This is a genomic window from Shouchella xiaoxiensis (genome assembly GCF_016907895.1).
In the GTDB taxonomy this organism is placed as follows: Bacteria; Bacillota; Bacilli; order Bacillales; family Bacillaceae_D; genus Shouchella; species Shouchella xiaoxiensis.
Map to the genome: position 1 here is coordinate 74,409 of NZ_JAFBCV010000003.1, position 15,489 is coordinate 89,897.

Sequence of the window (15,489 nt, forward strand, 5' to 3'; positions counted from 1 at the left end):
CTAATGATTAAAGCGGTCTTAATAGCAAATAGGGGAGAAATCGCCTCGCGCATTATCCGGACATGTAAAAAAATGGGCTTACGCTCTGTCGCTGTTTATTCTGAAGCAGACCAGCATGCTGAACACGTTCAACTAGCGGACGAAGCGTATCATATTGGTGGGTCAAGGGTTCATGAAAGTTATTTAAATCAAGATCGGGTTCTTGAAGTGGCAAAACAAGCAAAAGTAGATGCGATTCATCCAGGGTATGGCTTATTGTCAGAACAAGCTTCATTTGCAGAAAACTGTCGATCGAAAGGGTTTACGTTTATTGGCCCTTCTGCTGAAGCAATTGCTCTAATGGGTGACAAGCTGCAAGCCCGTGAGTCAATGATTAAAGCGGGAATACCTGTTGTTCCAGGTAGTTCAATGTTGACAACTATTGAAGAGGCGATAAAAGAAGCCAATCGCATTGGATATCCTGTAATGTTGAAAGCTGCATCTGGTGGTGGCGGCATTGGTATTGACCTTTGTTATTCTGATGAAGATTGCCGCAATGCCTTTGAAAAGAACCGTAAAAAAGCAACGATGTTCTTTGGTGACAGCTCACTGTATATAGAAAAGAAAATTGAAAATCCTCGACATATTGAAATTCAACTTCTAGCTGATCATATGGGGAACGTGTTAACGTTTGGAGAAAGAGATTGCTCGATCCAAAGAAGACATCAAAAAGTGTTAGAAGAAGCTCCTGCAACGTTTCTAACCGAAGAAACACAACGAGACATGAGTCAGATGGCGATACAAGCTGCTCAAGCTATTCAGTATAAAAATGCTGGAACCATTGAATGTTTAGTAGATGAAGACGGAATGTTCTATTTCTTGGAGATGAACACGCGTTTACAAGTAGAACACCCTGTTACAGAGGAAATATTCGATGTGGATTTAGTTGAATGGCAAATTCGAATAGCAAACGGAGAGCAATTGCCATGGAAACAAAATGAGTTAAAGCCTCAAGGTCATTCAATAGAAGTTCGAATTTACGCGGAAGACCCGATCCGTTTTTTACCATCACCAGGAACAATAACTGACATCAAAAAACCTGTTGCGGATTACATTAGGCATGAATGTCCAGTGAAAGCTGGTAGTGTAATTACGCCATTTTATGACCCGATGATCGCAAAACTCATTGTAACTGGTACTAGTCGGGAGGATGCTATTGCTAAATTAACAGATGCTTTGCAAGCGTATATTGTCGATGGCATTAAAACAAATTTACCAACTTTAAGAGGAATTAGTCAGCACCCGGTTTTTAAAAGTGGAGATGCACAGACGTCATTTATCCAACAATATGGTTCTGAATTAGTAAAACTAGAGGAGGAGAAGAAATGAGTCAAATTACAGCAACGATGGCAGGTAACGTTTGGAAAGTAACGGTAAAAGAAGGGGATCAAATCACAGAGGGGCAAGAGGTCGTTATTCTAGAATCAATGAAAATGGAGATCCCAATTGAAGCCGAGGTGAGTGGAAAAGTAAAAACGATTCATAAGCCAGAAGGTGATTTCGTCAATGAAGGAGACGTTTTAATTGAACTTGAAGACTAATTTAATTCAAGTTGAAGGTGAACAAATATGCAAACTTACCTTAAATCGACCAGATGCCGCAAACGCAATGTCATCAGAACTACTTGATCATTTGGCTTCAGCTTGTCAAGAGCTAATGCACCGAGATGATGTACATGTGGTCATTATCTCATCAAGCGGTGAGAAAAGCTTTTGTGCAGGAGCGGATTTAAAAGAACGGGCAAAGATGTCACAAGAACAAGCTCGTAAAGCTGTTAAACGTATTGGTGAAGTAATCGAAATGGTCGCAAACTTACCTCAACCAGTCATTATTGAAGCAAATGGTCATGCGTTTGGCGGAGGTTTAGAATTGAGTTTGGCTGGTGATATAAGGGTATTTTCTGAAGACTCGCTTTATGGATTAACAGAAACAAGCCTTGCGATTATTCCGGGAGCCGGGGGAACACAGCGACTGCCACGATTGATTGGTGAGAGTCGAGCGAAAGAATTAATTTATACGGCGAGACGCTTCAATGGAAAAGATGCGTTGGCTTATGGGATATGTGAGTATGCAGTCCCTCATGAAGAAGTTGCGAAAACAGCAATGGAGTTGGCTCTTAAAATTTCAGCAAATGGTCCGATTGCCGTAAGAGCAGCTAAATATGCAATTGAATCTGGCAGGTCTTTAACACTTGAAGAAGGATTAGTACAAGAAAACATAGCTTATGAACGGACCATTAATACCAAAGATCGAATGGAAGGATTAACGGCGTTTAAAGAAAAACGAAAGCCGCATTATCAAGGCCATTAGGAGTGATTGAAATGAAAGTAGAAGATTTAAAAACGGATAAAGAATCAGCTATTTATCACGGCGGGCAGGAAAAATACCATAAGCAAAACGCAGAAAAAGGAAAACTATTTGTAAGAGATCGCTTAACATTGCTGCTGGATAATGGTTTAACTTTCGAGGACGGCTTATTTGCCAATAATGAAGCAGAAGGATTACCAGCGGATGGTGTCATTTGCGGAATGGGAACAATTGATGGAAAACCAGTTTGTGTCATGGCCAATGACTCAACGGTAAAAGCTGGTTCGTGGGGTGCGAGAACGGTCGAAAAGATCATTCGCATTCAAGAAACTGCTGAGAAACTGGCCGTTCCAATGCTTTATCTCGTTGATTCTGCAGGAGCAAGAATAACCGATCAAGTTGACATGTTCCCAGGTCGAAGAGGAGCGGGAAGAATTTTTCATAATCAGGTAAAGCTTTCAGGAAAAATACCTCAGGTTTGCGTTCTATTTGGCCCTTCAGCAGCTGGAGGAGCTTATATCCCAGCTTTTTGTGATGTCGTGATTATGGTTGACGGCAATGCGTCCATGTATTTAGGCTCACCTCGTATGGCGCAAATGGTCATCGGTGAAAATGTCTCTTTAGAAGAGATGGGTGGCGCATCGATGCATTGTTCTGTATCAGGCTGTGGTGATATCCTAGCTAAAAATGAGCATGAAGCCATTGCCCAAGCCAAATCATATTTAAGCTATATGCCAAAAAGCTATAAAGAAACCGTAGCTCACATTGGCGGAGAAAGTCCAAAAGATTTACCTAAAACAATCGAGGACCTTATTCCCAAAAACCAAAACGCCCCTTTTAACATGTATGACTTGTTAGATCGATTAGTAGATAACGATAGTTTTTTTGAAATGAAGAAGAAATTCGCTCCGGAATTAATTACTGGATTCGCTCGGTTAAACGGCAGAGCGATTGGAATTATTGCCAACCAACCGAAAGCAAAGGGTGGGGTATTGTTTCACGATTCAGCTGATAAAGCAGCTCGTTTTATCACCTTATGTGATGCGTTTCATATACCATTATTGTTCTTAGCAGATATCCCTGGGTTTATGATTGGGACAAAAGTTGAACGTGCTGGGATTATTCGACATGGCGCAAAAATGATTTCTGCAATGGCATCGGCAACCGTTCCTAAAATATCAATTATCGTCAGAAAAGCTTATGGAGCTGGTCTCTATGCTATGGCTGGTCCAGCATTTGATCCAGATTGTTGCCTTGCTTTACCACAAGCTCAAATTGCTGTTATGGGACCAGAAGCAGCTGTTAACGCTGTATATGCGAATAAAATTGCTGAGCTACCAGAAGAGGAGAGGCAGTCATTTATCGCAAGCAAGCGGGAAGAGTATAAAGAGAACATTGATGTGTATCGATTAGCTTCTGAACTAATCGTTGATGGTATTGTTAATGGAAATGATTTGCGCTCGGAATTAATTGACCGCTTTTCACTTTATGAAACAAAGGATATTCAATTTACCGAGCGAAAACATCCGGTATACCCAGTTTGAAAGGAAGCAACGCTTGCGTTGCTTCCTTTTTTTCCCTCAATAAATTTATGATTTATGATACATATAAACGTTTTTAGCGAGACATTCTATAAGTACACAGGGAGGTGAAACAATCATGGCAGATAACAAAAGCTCAAACAATCTTGTTGTACCTGGCGTTCAACAAGCAATTGATCAAATGAAATATGAAATTGCTTCAGAATTTGGAGTGAACCTTGGTCCTGACACTACAGCTCGTGCGAACGGTTCAGTAGGTGGGGAAATCACTAAGCGCCTAGTTCAAATGGCTGAACAACAAATGGGTGGCGGATACCAAAAATAATTCTATAAAATGGAAAAAAAGAGGCGATCATTGATCGCCTCTTTTCAACTTATTTAACGAATGCGTTGTTCATTTTCAGGGTTAAAGAAATGCGCTTTGTTCATGTTGAAGGCTAGTTCAATTGTATCTCCACCTTGAGCTGTTGTACGAGAATCAACACGTGCAACAAATTCTTGCCCTTCAAGAGAAGAGTATAAGACGGTCTCTGCTCCTGTTAACTCAGCTACATCAATTAAAGCACTGATCTTCGTATCTTCAGAAGAAGCGATAAATACAGGCTCATCATGGATGTCTTCAGGACGTACGCCTAGTACTAATTCTTGGTCAACAAACCCTTGTTCACGAAGAACCGAGAGCTTTCCTTCAGGAACACGAATGCGCTGGTTATTAATTAAGAAATCATTCCCGTCTAATTTACCTGTCAAGAAATTCATTGAAGGAGAGCCAATAAAGCCACCGACAAAGATGTTTTCTGGATTGTCATAGACATCTTTAGGTGTACCAATCTGCTGGATGAAACCGTCTTTCATAATAACGATACGCGTTGCCATTGTCATCGCTTCAGTTTGGTCATGCGTTACATAAATTGTTGTTGTTTGCAGCCTTTTATGTAGCTTTGTAATTTCAGCACGCATTTGCACACGAAGCTTGGCATCCAAGTTTGATAGTGGCTCATCCATTAAGAATACTTGTGGATCACGAACAATTGCCCGTCCTAACGCAACACGCTGCCGTTGTCCACCAGACATTGCTTTTGGTTTACGGTCAAGCATTTCTTCCAAACCAAGAATCTTAGCTGCGTTGTTTACACGCTCTTTAATTTCTTCTTTTTTAAATTTACGTAATTTCAAGCCAAACGCCATATTATCATACACATTCATGTGAGGATAAAGCGCGTAGTTTTGGAAAACCATTGCAATGTCGCGATCTTTTGGTGCAACATCATTCATGCGCTTATCGCCAATAATCAAATCTCCTTGTGAGATTTCTTCAAGACCTGCAATCATTCGTAAGGTTGTTGATTTTCCGCAACCTGAAGGACCAACAAATACAATAAATTCTTTATCTTCAATATCTAAATTGAAGTCCGTTACAGCGGTTACATCTCCATCATATACTTTATACACATTATTAAGTTGAATCGACGACATTTCGGTTCCCCCTCTTTATTAACTGTCTAAATTGTAACCCCTTACATCTGAAAAAACTATGTTCATTGTGCACAAAAAAACAGAAGATAACCTTGTGCACAATGTCCAAAAAGTTATTTTTTCGCCAAAAGTAGAGCGGTTAATGCGGATTGATAAAATACGCGAACATCTATTCCTGTTTGTGTACTAAATTTATCAAGTCGATATTGAAGGCTGTTTCGATGCAGATGTAGCTCTTTAGCCGTTTGAGACATATTCATATTATTCTTCAAGAAAACTTGAATTGTTTTTATTAGCTCGCGATCATTTAGAATATCGTTAGGGAAAAAGTGAGATTGCATTTTTTTGAAAAGCTCAATCGGAATTCCAGCAGTTAATTCAGCTAGTCCAGCTTCAGACGCATTAAAAACGGTTTGGCCAGCTCGTTGATTCAAGCGTCGCAAAAATAATTCGCCTTCAAAGGTTAAGGCTTCTTTAAGTCGTAATCCCTTTGTCGGTACACCTAAAAATAACTGCACTCCTGTATAAAAATCGGCCTCGATGAGTTCAACAATTGCTTGTAAATCGAGAAATTCATCTTCCATTTTAAATAAAAACATGCCATTAACGGGTGTTTTCCAAATAATTGTTGTTTGCGTTGGAAAAGAAGCTAAAACAGCTTCACGAAAAGAAAGAACATCGTCTAATGACTGCTCTAAATGAAAGTGAACGGCGGTGAAAAGAGTGTGCTCGTCAGGAATAGTCCCCTCTCCGTATAAAAAAGCATGCCATTGTTTTTCAATGAGTGTTTGAGGTGGCGGTACACTTGCTGATTCGGATAGGAATAGTGATAATAATAGTTGTTCGCGCTCGGTTAGTTTCGAGCGATTTAAATAAAGCATGCTCTGATTATGCTGGAGAACCCAGCGATGCTCAAGAGAGTCCCCATTAACCCATAATGCATGCTCAAAGGATTTTCTTAGCAGTTCTTCCATAGTTCACATACCTTTCTTACCAGCTCTTACTTTCAGTATAACAGAAATAGAGAGCCAGCTTGGCTCTCTATTTTGTGTCGCGATCTGCTTTATTTTGTTTTGGTGTTGGCAGAGACTCTTCGATCAATCCACCTGAATGTGGGTCAACACGACCGCCGTTTAGACCTTCGTTCACATAGCGATCAACGTCTAATTCATAGGCTAATCGACTTTCTTTATCCTTGTTTTTTTCTACCATGAACATGCCTCCTTCTTGGTTAGCATGCCGTCTAACTAAAGCTTTATACGTTTGGTTGATGCTCGGATTCGTATACATGGTACAGCATTAAATCATGGATCGCTTCTTTTAAAAACTTCTGCTTTTCTGGTTCATGTGGACCAGACTGCCAAAGAATATCACCGTTATGATGATAGGTTCCCGAAACAAAGCTTCCTTCGTAGTAACAAGAAAATGCCCATTTTTGCTTTCTTCCTAAAACAGTCAAGGGCTTATATTGAAAATGTACAATCATGAAAAAAACCTCCAATTAAAAAGATGAAAGGGCTTTCATTTTTAGTTTACCATATGCATCATGTTCGCGCTTTAAAAAATCAGCTATAATAGAAGATAAATGATTTTTTATTTAAAGGAGGCAGTCTGTTGCAATTAAGGCAATAGGCGTACAATGTGCAGTGGATATCACTAGTCGGTTTATTAGCGGTTGTTGGAGCAATCGTCGGGGCAGCGACAAATGCGCTTGCTATAAGAATGTTGTTTCGACCTCATCGTGCTTACTATATTGGGAAATGGCAACTTCCTTTTACACCAGGGTTACTGCCTAGAAGACAAGGAGAGCTTTCTAAGCAGTTAGGAAACATTGTTGCAAACCATCTAGTTACAGCTGAGGGTTTAGGGAAAAAAATAGGGAGCGAACTATTTACAAATGAAATAAATGCTTGGTTAAAATCAAAGATTTATATATGGTTAAGAAGCGAACATACGGTTGAATCTTTACTTAAGCCTCTTCTGAGCTTTGACAATGGTAAAGAGCAAATTGTTATTCGGTCCAAAGACTGGTTGAGGAAAAGAATTTTACAGTTTCTGCGCGATAACGGAACGACTTCAGCACGCAAAATTGTTCCGATTGAATTACAAGCGAACATCACCGCATGGTTGCCAGAAGCTTCCTCACTCATCTTGAAAAAAGCTCGTGCTTATGTTGATAGCGAAGAAGGAATGGCTAAAAGTAGAGCAATGGCGAAACAGTTCTTGTCTTCACGCGGCAAGTTAGGCGGTATGGTTTCAATGTTTTTATCAAGTGAAAAATTAGTTGATTTAGCATTGCCAGAAATACGAAAGTTTTTAGATGATGAGCGGACGAGAGATATGCTACATGGATTACTTGCTCGAGAGTGGAATCAGATGCTCGATCGACCTTTATCAAGCTATCAGGCAGAACAGTATGTCGATGGGGTAATTGACCGCGTTACGGATGGACTTCAAGGTCAAATTCCGGTTCTTAATTGGTATGATGCACCTCTACATACGTGGACGGAACCGTTTATTGAACCGATTGCTTCCAAATGGGCGCCTGAGCTCGTTAAGATTTTATCCCAGAATTTGCAACAAAATATGGGAAGTGTCCTTAAGCGTTTAAATTTAGAAGAAATCATTGAACAGCAGGTTTCTTCCTTTTCAATGGCTCACCTAGAACAGTTGATTATGAACATTACGAAACGAGAACTGAGGATGATTACGTTTTTAGGTGGCTTAATTGGAGGTATTGTTGGCCTTGTACAAGCCATTATTGTTCACTTTTTTTATTAAATCGACCCTTATGACGTGATTTAAGTGTCTACACATGTTATAGTCGGTTGGACTAGATATGAGGAGTGATTATGAATGAGCACGACGTACGATAAAGCACACGAACTGAAAGACGCATTGGCAGCTAGTGACGAGTTTCAGTCATTATTAGAACTTCATCAACAAATCGAAACAGATGAAATTGCTAAAAAAATGCTTGAGAATTTCCGTAAACTACAATTAGAACTTCAACAAAAGCAAATGCAAGGCATGCAAATTTCTGAAGAAGAAGCACAACAAGCTCAGCAACAGTTTGAACTTGTACAGCAGCATGAGCTTATCTCTAAGCTAATGGAAGCGGAGCAGAGTCTAAGTGTCATCATTACAGACTTGAACAAAATTATTACTGAACCACTTGAAAAAATTTACGGCGATCCATCAACTGAACAATAATGACCTTTCAATCCCTGCTATTTTCTAGCAGGGATTTTTTTGATCTATAGAATGTTCTACTTCAAAAAAAATTGCATAAAAGTTAAACAAGGGCAGGGCAAGGACGCACGAAAGACAACAAGAGAACGTTGAGGAGGAACAGCGAGTGAAAACCTACAAACTGGTAGCTGTCAATATGGATAAGATGATTCTTGGTGGAGAAAACAAGATGAGCAAAAAAACCAAAAATGCGGTATCTTATTTGGCAAAGAAAGGTGTACCTGTCGTATTGATGACAGGGCAATCCTTTTCTTATGCCAAAAAAGCGATACGTTCATTGAAATTAGAAGGTGTTGTTGTCGCTCATAGCGGCGCTTTTATTTCTGATACAGAACAAAATGAGTGGTTTAACCGTCCCCTAAGTATGGATACAGCGCTAGATTTGTGTCATGTCTTGGAACGTTTTGATTGTGAAGTACGGTTAATGTACAAAGATCATTCTGTAACGCAACGACCAATTCAAAAACAAACGCTGCTGGCGAGGATGTCGTTAAGTGCACCTGGTGAACAAATTCTATATCCAACTACTTATGTAGAATCACTTTATGAACAGGTTTTAAAAGAAGGTGAAGGACCATTAAATGTCTCACTAAAATGTGATGAACAAGCGGATATGGATCATATTTGTTCTATTTTAAAACAAGAACTTGAAGAAGTGGAGATAACGAAAAACGAGAATGCGTCATGTACGATTGTTGGCAGTGGCGCAGGAAGAACGCGTGCGCTGCAATGGTTAATTAATCAACGAGGGCTTGAAATGGATCAAATTGTGTATATCGGTGTTGATGACGAAGATATTGAGCTTGTCGAGATGGTAGGTTTAGGTGTTGCGATGGGGAATGGCAGCAATCGTCTGCAAGCATCAGCTGATTGGGTAACACGAACAATTGAACAAGACGGATTTGCTTACATGGTACATGAAGTGTTTCGAAAGCAATTGCGCCTGCAAGTGGAAAAATAAAAAAGCAGACATCGTCTGCTTTTTTTAGCGTGCAAATAAAATCATCTTTCCATTATGCGTGAGTCGATGTGTTAGTTTTGTTGCTTCTGCGTTTTCTAATCGAGTCTTTGCTTCTTGAATGGCTTCATTTTCAGAAGTTGCTTCAATCTTTTCGTTTAAAACGACAGAGCTATCTTTATTGAATGCGGTCAAGTAATAGGTCATTTCAAATCCACTCCTTTATGATAGCGTTTTCATCAGTATATCATGGAATGCTTGTGCATTCACCTATTAAAAAGTACTGAATAGAGTAGAAGAAAAGGGGGAATAAAGATGGGAACCAAGGAACTTCATTCGCTTTGTCAACAGTATACAAATTATCCTGTTAAACTTCACCTAGAGAACGGTGAAGAGTTCGAGTCAGTGGTTGAGTATGTTGATCAAGAAAACGTGCATGTGCTTTATCCGGTTGATCAAAACGAGTATCCAATGCAAATCACTCTACTAGAGGGGTTTCAATCGATGAATCAACAAAGTCGTTTTGGTCCTGGTTACGGTCCTGGCTTTGGTTATCCTCCTTATGGTGGTTACCCGGGCTTTAGACCTTATGGATGGAGACGTTGGGTTTTGCCCTTAACAGCATTAACGGCGATTGCTCTTTTATAGGCAGCTCAAATGAGCATGCCTCTTTTACATATTTGCACGAAAAACTGATAAAAATTAGGGAGATTGCGTAAATTGTTCACAAAGTTCGCGCTCAGCCCAGAAATTATGTAAAATGAAAAGTACAAGAAGGATGTAAGGGAGGACTTTAGATGGAGACATATAACATCTATTTAGTTGAAGACGAAGCGAACTTATCGCAAGTATTAAAAGCATATATGGAAAAAGAAGGATGGAACATCACTATATTTGCAGATGGTGATGCTGCTGTTGAGGCTGTTGAAGGGAAACCACATTTATGGGTGCTTGATATTATGTTACCGGGAACAGATGGGTACCAAGTATTAAAAGCAATTAAAGAGAAAGAAGATACACCGGTCATCTTTATCTCAGCAAGAGATCAAGATCTGGATCGAGTTCTTGGTTTGGAAATGGGAAGTGATGATTATTTATCAAAACCGTTTTTGCCACAAGAATTAATTATTCGGGCAAAGAAACTTTTAAATCGTGTTTATGGGACAAGCTCCTCGGAAGTTCAAAAGATTGATTTAAATGCGTATAGTATTGATCCGATCGGGCGAACCATTTTGGACACTGAAGCAGATAATGAAGCTGTAGATTTAACGACAAAAGAAATGGATTTAATGCTACTTTTATCTGCTGAAGTAGGTAAAGCATTTTCACGTGAGAGAATCATTGAACATGTTTGGGGCGAAAATTATTTCGGTTCAGAGCGTGCAGTTGACGATGTTGTTCGACGGGTTCGTAAAAAAATGCCGCGAATTCATCTAGAGACGCTTTACGGGTATGGCTACCGTATCTTATCCTCATGATAAAAATAAATTTGACGAGACGAATCTGGTTAGCATTCGTTTCGTTAATTGTGCTTGTAGCGTTATCGATTATCATTGTGTATCCATTATCTATACGCGGAGCCTTAACAGAAGAGACATACCAAATTATTGATAATAGCGTTGAACAGATTTTTTCTGGAGAGAATCAAACACCAGAATATTTACCTGGGCAACCCGGTTTTCATGAATCAAGGCAAGAGCAAAGAGCGACCGTTTCTTTTTTCGTAAGTGATAGTCCCGTAGGAATAAGGGTTAACGACATCTTATTGCCACCACCCAAGTCAACGTTCGAAGAAATGATTACGAATGCGAGAGAACAAACAAGTAGTCGAGGCGAGTATGAATTAACCTATGATGACCAAACCTTGTTTTATGTCGTAAATAAGTTCACAAATGAAGATTATTTGTTTACGTATATGTGGGACACATACCGTGATGAGATGGTCCAAAATTTATGGGAACGACTTCTCTATCTACTGTTGTTAACGAGTGCTTTGAGCTTACTTCCCGCAATCTGGCTAAAACACTATCTACGTCAACCGTTAGCTGTGCTCGAAAATCACTTAGAACAAATTGCCAATCGCAATTGGCAGGAACCGCTTCGCTGGGAAGGAGATGAAGACTTTGAACGCTTGTCCTACCAGTTTGAGCGGATGCGTCAGAACTTGAATAGCTATGACAGAGCGCAAAAAACCTTTATTCAGCATGCTTCCCATGAGTTGAAGACGCCAATCATGGTTATAAAAAGCTATGCGCAGTCTGTTAAAGATGGCATCTTACCAAAAGAAGATTTGAATCAAACGATGGACGTGATTACGGAAGAAGCAAACCGGATGGAACGTCGCGTGATTGATATGCTTTATTACACGAAGTTAGATCAAATGAAAAAAGATCAGCTCAACGTGGAGACCTTTCCTTTTGGCAGATTAGCCTATCAAATTGAAGAGCGCTTTCGATACCAGCGAGAAGATGTGACGATTGAAGTCGAAGGTGCAGAGCGAATGATTCAAGTGGACCCTGAACAATGTGAAGTTTTACTTGAAAATTTAGTTGAGAATGGTCTTCGCTACGCCCATGAAACGTTGTTAATTCGAGCAGATGAGGATGAGTTTAATTCGTATCTCATTGTCGAGAATGAAGGCGATCCGATTGAAGCAGACCTAAATAAACTCTTCAGTCCTTTTTATAAAGGAAATAAGGGGCAGTTTGGGCTAGGGTTGGCTATTGTAAAACAAATAGCTGAGCTGCATCATGGTTCTGCAACTGTTGAAAATGTTGAGAAGGGTGTTCGCTTTACCATAAGAATACCGAAAACAAGCTTATTATCGGAAGGAAAAAGCAAGAAAAAAGAGAAGAAGCGTGACCAAGGAAACAAGAACATGGAATAACCAGTTCTTGTTTTCTTTTGTGTAAATCGATCAACAGTTTCGCTACGTATGTATGCTATACTAGAATGAAGATTAGACAGTATGAGGTGATTATGATGGACAAAGGAATTAAGCATCATCAAGTCGGAGAAGCGGTTGATCGATACTTATTAATTAAGACGGCTACAAAGCAAATTGCTAGCAATTCAAAAGCTTTTTTAACATTGATATTAGGTGATCATACTGGTGAGATTGAAGCGAAATTATGGGGAGTATCGCCAGAGGACGAAACCACATTTGTAAACAAGACTATTGTACATATCCAAGGAGATGTCATAGATTACCGTGGACGGTTACAGCTAAAGATTGCAAGCATTCGTCCTACATCCCCAATGGATGGAGTGAAAATCAATGATTTCGTTCGCTCTGCTCCCCTATCTGCTGAAGAAATGCTAGATGAGGTTAATCAATATATTTTTGAGATACAAAATCCAAGCATTCAAAGAGTGACTCGTTTTTTAGTCAAAAAACATCAGCAAGCATTTATTGAATCACCTGCAGCTACTAAAAACCATCATGAATTTATGGGGGGGTTAGCCTACCACGTTGTTTCAATGCTACGGATTGCTAAAAGTCTCACTCAACTTTATCCATCATTAGATCCGGACTTACTTTATGCAGGGGTCATTCTCCATGACTTAGGAAAAGTACGTGAATTATCGGGTGCTATTGATACAACGTATACACTAGAAGGAAAGTTGCTGGGACATATTTCAATCGGTGCGAATGAAATTGCTGAAGCAGCCAAAGAATTAGGTATTGATGGAGAAGAGCTATTGATCTTACAACATCTAATGTTGAGTCACCATGGAAAAGGTGAGTGGGGGAGTCCAAAAGCTCCAGTTATTCGTGAAGCAGAGGTACTTCACCTTATTGATAATGTAGACGCAAAAATTAATATGATGGACCGTGTACTTGAACGCGTAGAACCTGGAGAGTTCTCTGAACGCGTTATGGCTCTTGAAAATCGCAGCTTCTATAAGCCTACTTTTCATAAAAAACCACTTGATTTATAAGTAACGTTCTATTTCATTGCTTGTCTGAATACAATTAGAATAGAATCCAAACTTTACGAAAAAGGGTGACTTTCTAATGAAAACGAAACAGACAAGCCAACTAGTAGCACTAGGTACGGTTGCCGCACTTATCGTGGCATTCATTCTCACGCAAACATCAATTGGAGCAATTGTTCTTGCAAGCCCTTGGTGGATTTACTTATTAATTGTTGGAATTGGCTTTAGTGGCTATATGTGGGTAAAAACGATTAGAGACGAAAATGAAGTGGATCAAGAATGGATTGAGCAAGAAGGCAATGTGTATATGGAAAGAATAGAAGAAGCCCGCAGAAATGCAATGCAAAAAGACAGCTGACTTAGCCAGCTGTCTTTTTTTTACTCTTCCTCAGATTCATCAGTTGATTCTTCTTCAGCAGGTGCCTCTGTTTCTTCTTCGCCTTCAGCAGGCGTTTCTTCTTCATCAGCGTCTGGTGTTTCCTCAGCTGGTTGTTCTTCTTCAACTGGTTGTTCCTCTTCGGCAGGGGTCGCTGTAATTTGATCAATGACTCCTTGATAGAATTCATCTTCCACATTTACGTCATACGTCTCTAATAACTGTTGAATAACAACCATCATATTGGTGCCTTCTTGCTCAATATAAGCACGTTCCACCATTTCTGCATTTGCTTCAAAACCAAAAGATTGTTCGGTCACTTCTATGATGTGAAATCCATTTTCTGTTTCAACAGGTTCACTTACTTCGTTTAGTTCTAATCCAAAAGCTGCTTCTAAGAAAACAGGCTCCATTGGAGGGGCAACACGACTAAACTGGCCAAGTTCACCACCTGTTGGTGCCGTTCCATCTGTACCAAATTCAGCAGCTAAATCAGCAAAGTCATCGCCGCTCTCCAAGCGATCCAATACTTCATTTGCTGTTTCTTCATCTTCAACTAAAATATGGCGAGCAGAGATTGTATCGAATTCATCACTGTTTTCATCGTAATGAGCTTCAAGATTTTCCTGAGACAAATCAACGCCTTCTGATTGTAGATTCATTAACGTCAGCTCAGGTAAGACAACGTCATTAATTAAACCTTCCCGATCTTCAATTGATGTGACCATTGAGAACATGTTAATAAGTTCTTCTTCATCGGCAGCTCCGTATTCTTCTTGCATGGAAGCAATCATTTCATCAATTTCTTCGTCAGTAATATCCATATCCTCGCTAGCTAGCGTTAAAAGCTGAGAAGAAAGTTCTCCGAAAAAAGCATTTTGTAGAAGTGGTGCTCCATTCTGGTTTGCCTGTAATTCAGTTAAAAGATCTTGCGCTGTAATGTTTTCTCCACCATCAATTGTCGCAATAGGTGATTGGTCATCACTATTATTACAAGCTGCGAGTACTGTAAGAGAAACGGCGCTAAAAGCAATTAGTGAGATTTTCTTCATTTGGCACACTCCTTGGTCGTATCTAGTCGTTCAATAGCTTGTACAATCAAAGAAGGACAATTAGATAATTTACCCAATCTTTTCGTACACAAAACCTACTATACCATAAAAAAAAATAGTCAACAATCACGGGGAAGTCACTAAAATTGGGTAAAACGCCCAGTACCCATATTTCAATTCTGCATAGGATATGGTAACAAAGCACAGAGAAGTGTTTCAAGCACTTGTGTAAAGCAGGTGTAAGCAACTGCTTCACTGAAAGCCTTGTAATAATTCAACAAAAGTCTTTGTTACAAGGTGCTTTCTATCAAAAACAATGTGAAATTATCAAAGGAGGAAATGTACATGAGTTATGCAGGTGGAGGATACAATAGCGGGTTTGCTTTAATTGTGGTTTTATTTATCTTATTGGTAATTATTGGGGCTTCTTGGATAGCTTAATGTACTCAGCCTGAGGAAACTCAGGCTTTTTTTTGTAATTCATAAAAATGGCTATTCAAATCAAGTAAGTTAGGGTATAAGAAATGTATGTTTACTCTTAGACCAATT

Annotated in this window: 20 protein-coding genes; 14 read left to right on the forward strand and 6 right to left on the reverse strand. The window is 39.6% G+C overall.

The window, feature by feature from the left end; translation table 11 throughout:
• Window positions 1-3: 3 nt before the first annotated feature.
• The 5 genes from JOC54_RS05725 (at window position 4) to JOC54_RS05745 (ending at window position 4,212) form a co-directional block, all read left to right on the forward strand.
• Window positions 4-1,368: an ATP-binding protein gene (locus JOC54_RS05725; RefSeq protein ID WP_204465070.1), complete on the forward strand. Its 1,365-nt coding sequence runs from the start codon at window positions 4-6 to the stop codon at window positions 1,366-1,368.
• Complete coding sequence (locus JOC54_RS05730) at window positions 1,365-1,580, forward strand: acetyl-CoA carboxylase biotin carboxyl carrier protein subunit (RefSeq protein ID WP_035418557.1); 216 nt, start codon at window positions 1,365-1,367, stop codon at window positions 1,578-1,580. Before JOC54_RS05725 ends, JOC54_RS05730 begins: the two co-directional genes overlap by 4 nt.
• A complete protein-coding gene (locus JOC54_RS05735) occupies window positions 1,564-2,349 on the forward strand; it encodes an enoyl-CoA hydratase-related protein (RefSeq protein WP_437183516.1) in 786 nt (261 codons plus the stop codon). Before JOC54_RS05730 ends, JOC54_RS05735 begins: the two co-directional genes overlap by 17 nt.
• 11 nt (window positions 2,350-2,360) lie before the next feature.
• The gene (locus tag JOC54_RS05740) at window positions 2,361-3,890 is read left to right on the forward strand and encodes an acyl-CoA carboxylase subunit beta (RefSeq protein WP_054793557.1); all 1,530 of its coding nucleotides are present in this window, start codon (window positions 2,361-2,363) and stop codon (window positions 3,888-3,890) included.
• A 115-nt stretch (window positions 3,891-4,005) separates the two neighbouring features.
• The gene (locus tag JOC54_RS05745) at window positions 4,006-4,212 is read left to right on the forward strand and encodes an alpha/beta-type small acid-soluble spore protein (RefSeq protein ID WP_035418559.1); all 207 of its coding nucleotides are present in this window, start codon (window positions 4,006-4,008) and stop codon (window positions 4,210-4,212) included.
• A 53-nt stretch (window positions 4,213-4,265) separates the two neighbouring features.
• On the opposite strand, the gene JOC54_RS05750 is transcribed toward JOC54_RS05745, so the two are convergent.
• The 4 genes from JOC54_RS05750 to JOC54_RS05765 all read right to left on the reverse strand — a co-directional run bounded on the left by JOC54_RS05750 (window position 4,266) and on the right by JOC54_RS05765 (window position 6,849).
• A complete protein-coding gene (locus JOC54_RS05750) occupies window positions 4,266-5,363 on the reverse strand; it encodes an ABC transporter ATP-binding protein (protein ID WP_035418561.1) in 1,098 nt (365 codons plus the stop codon).
• Window positions 5,364-5,476: 113 nt separating this feature from the next.
• Complete coding sequence (locus JOC54_RS05755) at window positions 5,477-6,337, reverse strand: PucR family transcriptional regulator (protein ID WP_204465072.1); 861 nt, start codon at window positions 6,335-6,337, stop codon at window positions 5,477-5,479.
• A 67-nt stretch (window positions 6,338-6,404) separates the two neighbouring features.
• Window positions 6,405-6,575, reverse strand: coding sequence for a hypothetical protein (locus JOC54_RS05760; RefSeq protein ID WP_162831875.1), 171 nt, complete (start codon window positions 6,573-6,575; stop codon window positions 6,405-6,407).
• Window positions 6,576-6,618: 43 nt separating this feature from the next.
• Window positions 6,619-6,849, reverse strand: coding sequence for a DUF5342 family protein (locus JOC54_RS05765; RefSeq protein ID WP_035418563.1), 231 nt, complete (start codon window positions 6,847-6,849; stop codon window positions 6,619-6,621).
• Between the two features lie 155 nt (window positions 6,850-7,004).
• Here JOC54_RS05765 and JOC54_RS05770 point away from each other — a divergent pair, with 155 nt between their 5' ends.
• The 3 genes from JOC54_RS05770 to JOC54_RS05780 all read left to right on the forward strand — a co-directional run bounded on the left by JOC54_RS05770 (window position 7,005) and on the right by JOC54_RS05780 (window position 9,576).
• The gene (locus JOC54_RS05770; RefSeq protein WP_204465074.1) at window positions 7,005-8,144 is read left to right on the forward strand and encodes a DUF445 domain-containing protein; all 1,140 of its coding nucleotides are present in this window, start codon (window positions 7,005-7,007) and stop codon (window positions 8,142-8,144) included.
• A gap of 75 nt (window positions 8,145-8,219) precedes the next feature.
• Entirely contained in the window at window positions 8,220-8,576 is a 357-nt protein-coding gene (locus tag JOC54_RS05775; RefSeq protein ID WP_035418565.1) for a YlbF/YmcA family competence regulator, read from the forward strand.
• 145 nt (window positions 8,577-8,721) lie between these two features.
• Complete coding sequence (locus tag JOC54_RS05780; RefSeq protein ID WP_035441563.1) at window positions 8,722-9,576, forward strand: HAD-IIB family hydrolase; 855 nt, start codon at window positions 8,722-8,724, stop codon at window positions 9,574-9,576.
• Between the two features lie 24 nt (window positions 9,577-9,600).
• Here JOC54_RS05780 and JOC54_RS05785 read toward each other — a convergent pair whose 3' ends face one another.
• Entirely contained in the window at window positions 9,601-9,780 is a 180-nt protein-coding gene (locus tag JOC54_RS05785; protein ID WP_035418567.1) for a YhzD family protein, read from the reverse strand.
• A gap of 108 nt (window positions 9,781-9,888) precedes the next feature.
• Between JOC54_RS05785 and JOC54_RS05790 the strand changes: the two genes are divergently transcribed.
• The 5 genes from JOC54_RS05790 to JOC54_RS05810 all read left to right on the forward strand — a co-directional run bounded on the left by JOC54_RS05790 (window position 9,889) and on the right by JOC54_RS05810 (window position 13,870).
• Window positions 9,889-10,221 (forward strand): hypothetical protein, encoded by a 333-nt coding sequence (locus JOC54_RS05790; protein ID WP_204465075.1) that lies wholly within the window; start codon window positions 9,889-9,891, stop codon window positions 10,219-10,221.
• 149 nt (window positions 10,222-10,370) lie between these two features.
• Window positions 10,371-11,051, forward strand: coding sequence for a response regulator transcription factor (locus tag JOC54_RS05795; protein WP_204465076.1), 681 nt, complete (start codon window positions 10,371-10,373; stop codon window positions 11,049-11,051).
• Window positions 11,048-12,460 carry a sensor histidine kinase gene (locus JOC54_RS05800; RefSeq protein WP_204465077.1) on the forward strand — a complete coding sequence of 471 codons (1,413 nt, stop codon included), beginning with the start codon at window positions 11,048-11,050 and terminating at the stop codon, window positions 12,458-12,460. Before JOC54_RS05795 ends, JOC54_RS05800 begins: the two co-directional genes overlap by 4 nt.
• A 95-nt stretch (window positions 12,461-12,555) precedes the next feature.
• The gene (gene yhaM / locus JOC54_RS05805; RefSeq protein ID WP_204465078.1) at window positions 12,556-13,515 is read left to right on the forward strand and encodes a 3'-5' exoribonuclease YhaM; all 960 of its coding nucleotides are present in this window, start codon (window positions 12,556-12,558) and stop codon (window positions 13,513-13,515) included.
• A gap of 76 nt (window positions 13,516-13,591) precedes the next feature.
• Window positions 13,592-13,870: a sporulation YhaL family protein gene (locus tag JOC54_RS05810; RefSeq protein WP_204465079.1), complete on the forward strand. Its 279-nt coding sequence runs from the start codon at window positions 13,592-13,594 to the stop codon at window positions 13,868-13,870.
• A gap of 20 nt (window positions 13,871-13,890) precedes the next feature.
• On the opposite strand, the gene JOC54_RS05815 is transcribed toward JOC54_RS05810, so the two are convergent.
• Window positions 13,891-14,940: a peptidylprolyl isomerase gene (locus tag JOC54_RS05815; protein ID WP_204465080.1), complete on the reverse strand. Its 1,050-nt coding sequence runs from the start codon at window positions 14,938-14,940 to the stop codon at window positions 13,891-13,893.
• 345 nt (window positions 14,941-15,285) lie between these two features.
• On the opposite strand from JOC54_RS05815, the gene JOC54_RS05820 reads away from it, so the two are divergent.
• Window positions 15,286-15,381: a YjcZ family sporulation protein gene (locus JOC54_RS05820; protein ID WP_081761143.1), complete on the forward strand. Its 96-nt coding sequence runs from the start codon at window positions 15,286-15,288 to the stop codon at window positions 15,379-15,381.
• Window positions 15,382-15,489: the final 108 nt, after the last annotated feature.

Bases quoted from the DNA above. Each gene is read 5' to 3' on its own strand.
- JOC54_RS05725 (WP_204465070.1), top strand. From the start codon at position 4: ATGATTAAAGCGGTCTTAATAGCAAATAGGGGAGAAATCGCCTCGCGC.
- JOC54_RS05730 (WP_035418557.1), top strand. From the start codon at position 1,365: ATGAGTCAAATTACAGCAACGATGGCAGGTAACGTTTGGAAAGTAACG.
- JOC54_RS05740 (WP_054793557.1), top strand. From the start codon at position 2,361: ATGAAAGTAGAAGATTTAAAAACGGATAAAGAATCAGCTATTTATCAC.
- JOC54_RS05745 (WP_035418559.1), top strand. From the start codon at position 4,006: ATGGCAGATAACAAAAGCTCAAACAATCTTGTTGTACCTGGCGTTCAA.
- JOC54_RS05750 (WP_035418561.1), bottom strand. From the start codon at position 5,363: ATGTCGTCGATTCAACTTAATAATGTGTATAAAGTATATGATGGAGAT.
- JOC54_RS05755 (WP_204465072.1), bottom strand. From the start codon at position 6,337: ATGGAAGAACTGCTAAGAAAATCCTTTGAGCATGCATTATGGGTTAAT.
- JOC54_RS05760 (WP_162831875.1), bottom strand. From the start codon at position 6,575: ATGGTAGAAAAAAACAAGGATAAAGAAAGTCGATTAGCCTATGAATTA.
- JOC54_RS05765 (WP_035418563.1), bottom strand. From the start codon at position 6,849: ATGATTGTACATTTTCAATATAAGCCCTTGACTGTTTTAGGAAGAAAG.
- JOC54_RS05775 (WP_035418565.1), top strand. From the start codon at position 8,220: ATGAGCACGACGTACGATAAAGCACACGAACTGAAAGACGCATTGGCA.
- JOC54_RS05785 (WP_035418567.1), bottom strand. From the start codon at position 9,780: ATGACCTATTACTTGACCGCATTCAATAAAGATAGCTCTGTCGTTTTA.
- JOC54_RS05790 (WP_204465075.1), top strand. From the start codon at position 9,889: ATGGGAACCAAGGAACTTCATTCGCTTTGTCAACAGTATACAAATTAT.
- JOC54_RS05795 (WP_204465076.1), top strand. From the start codon at position 10,371: ATGGAGACATATAACATCTATTTAGTTGAAGACGAAGCGAACTTATCG.
- JOC54_RS05800 (WP_204465077.1), top strand. From the start codon at position 11,048: ATGATAAAAATAAATTTGACGAGACGAATCTGGTTAGCATTCGTTTCG.
- yhaM (WP_204465078.1), top strand. From the start codon at position 12,556: ATGGACAAAGGAATTAAGCATCATCAAGTCGGAGAAGCGGTTGATCGA.
- JOC54_RS05810 (WP_204465079.1), top strand. From the start codon at position 13,592: ATGAAAACGAAACAGACAAGCCAACTAGTAGCACTAGGTACGGTTGCC.
- JOC54_RS05815 (WP_204465080.1), bottom strand. From the start codon at position 14,940: ATGAAGAAAATCTCACTAATTGCTTTTAGCGCCGTTTCTCTTACAGTA.
- JOC54_RS05820 (WP_081761143.1), top strand. From the start codon at position 15,286: ATGAGTTATGCAGGTGGAGGATACAATAGCGGGTTTGCTTTAATTGTG.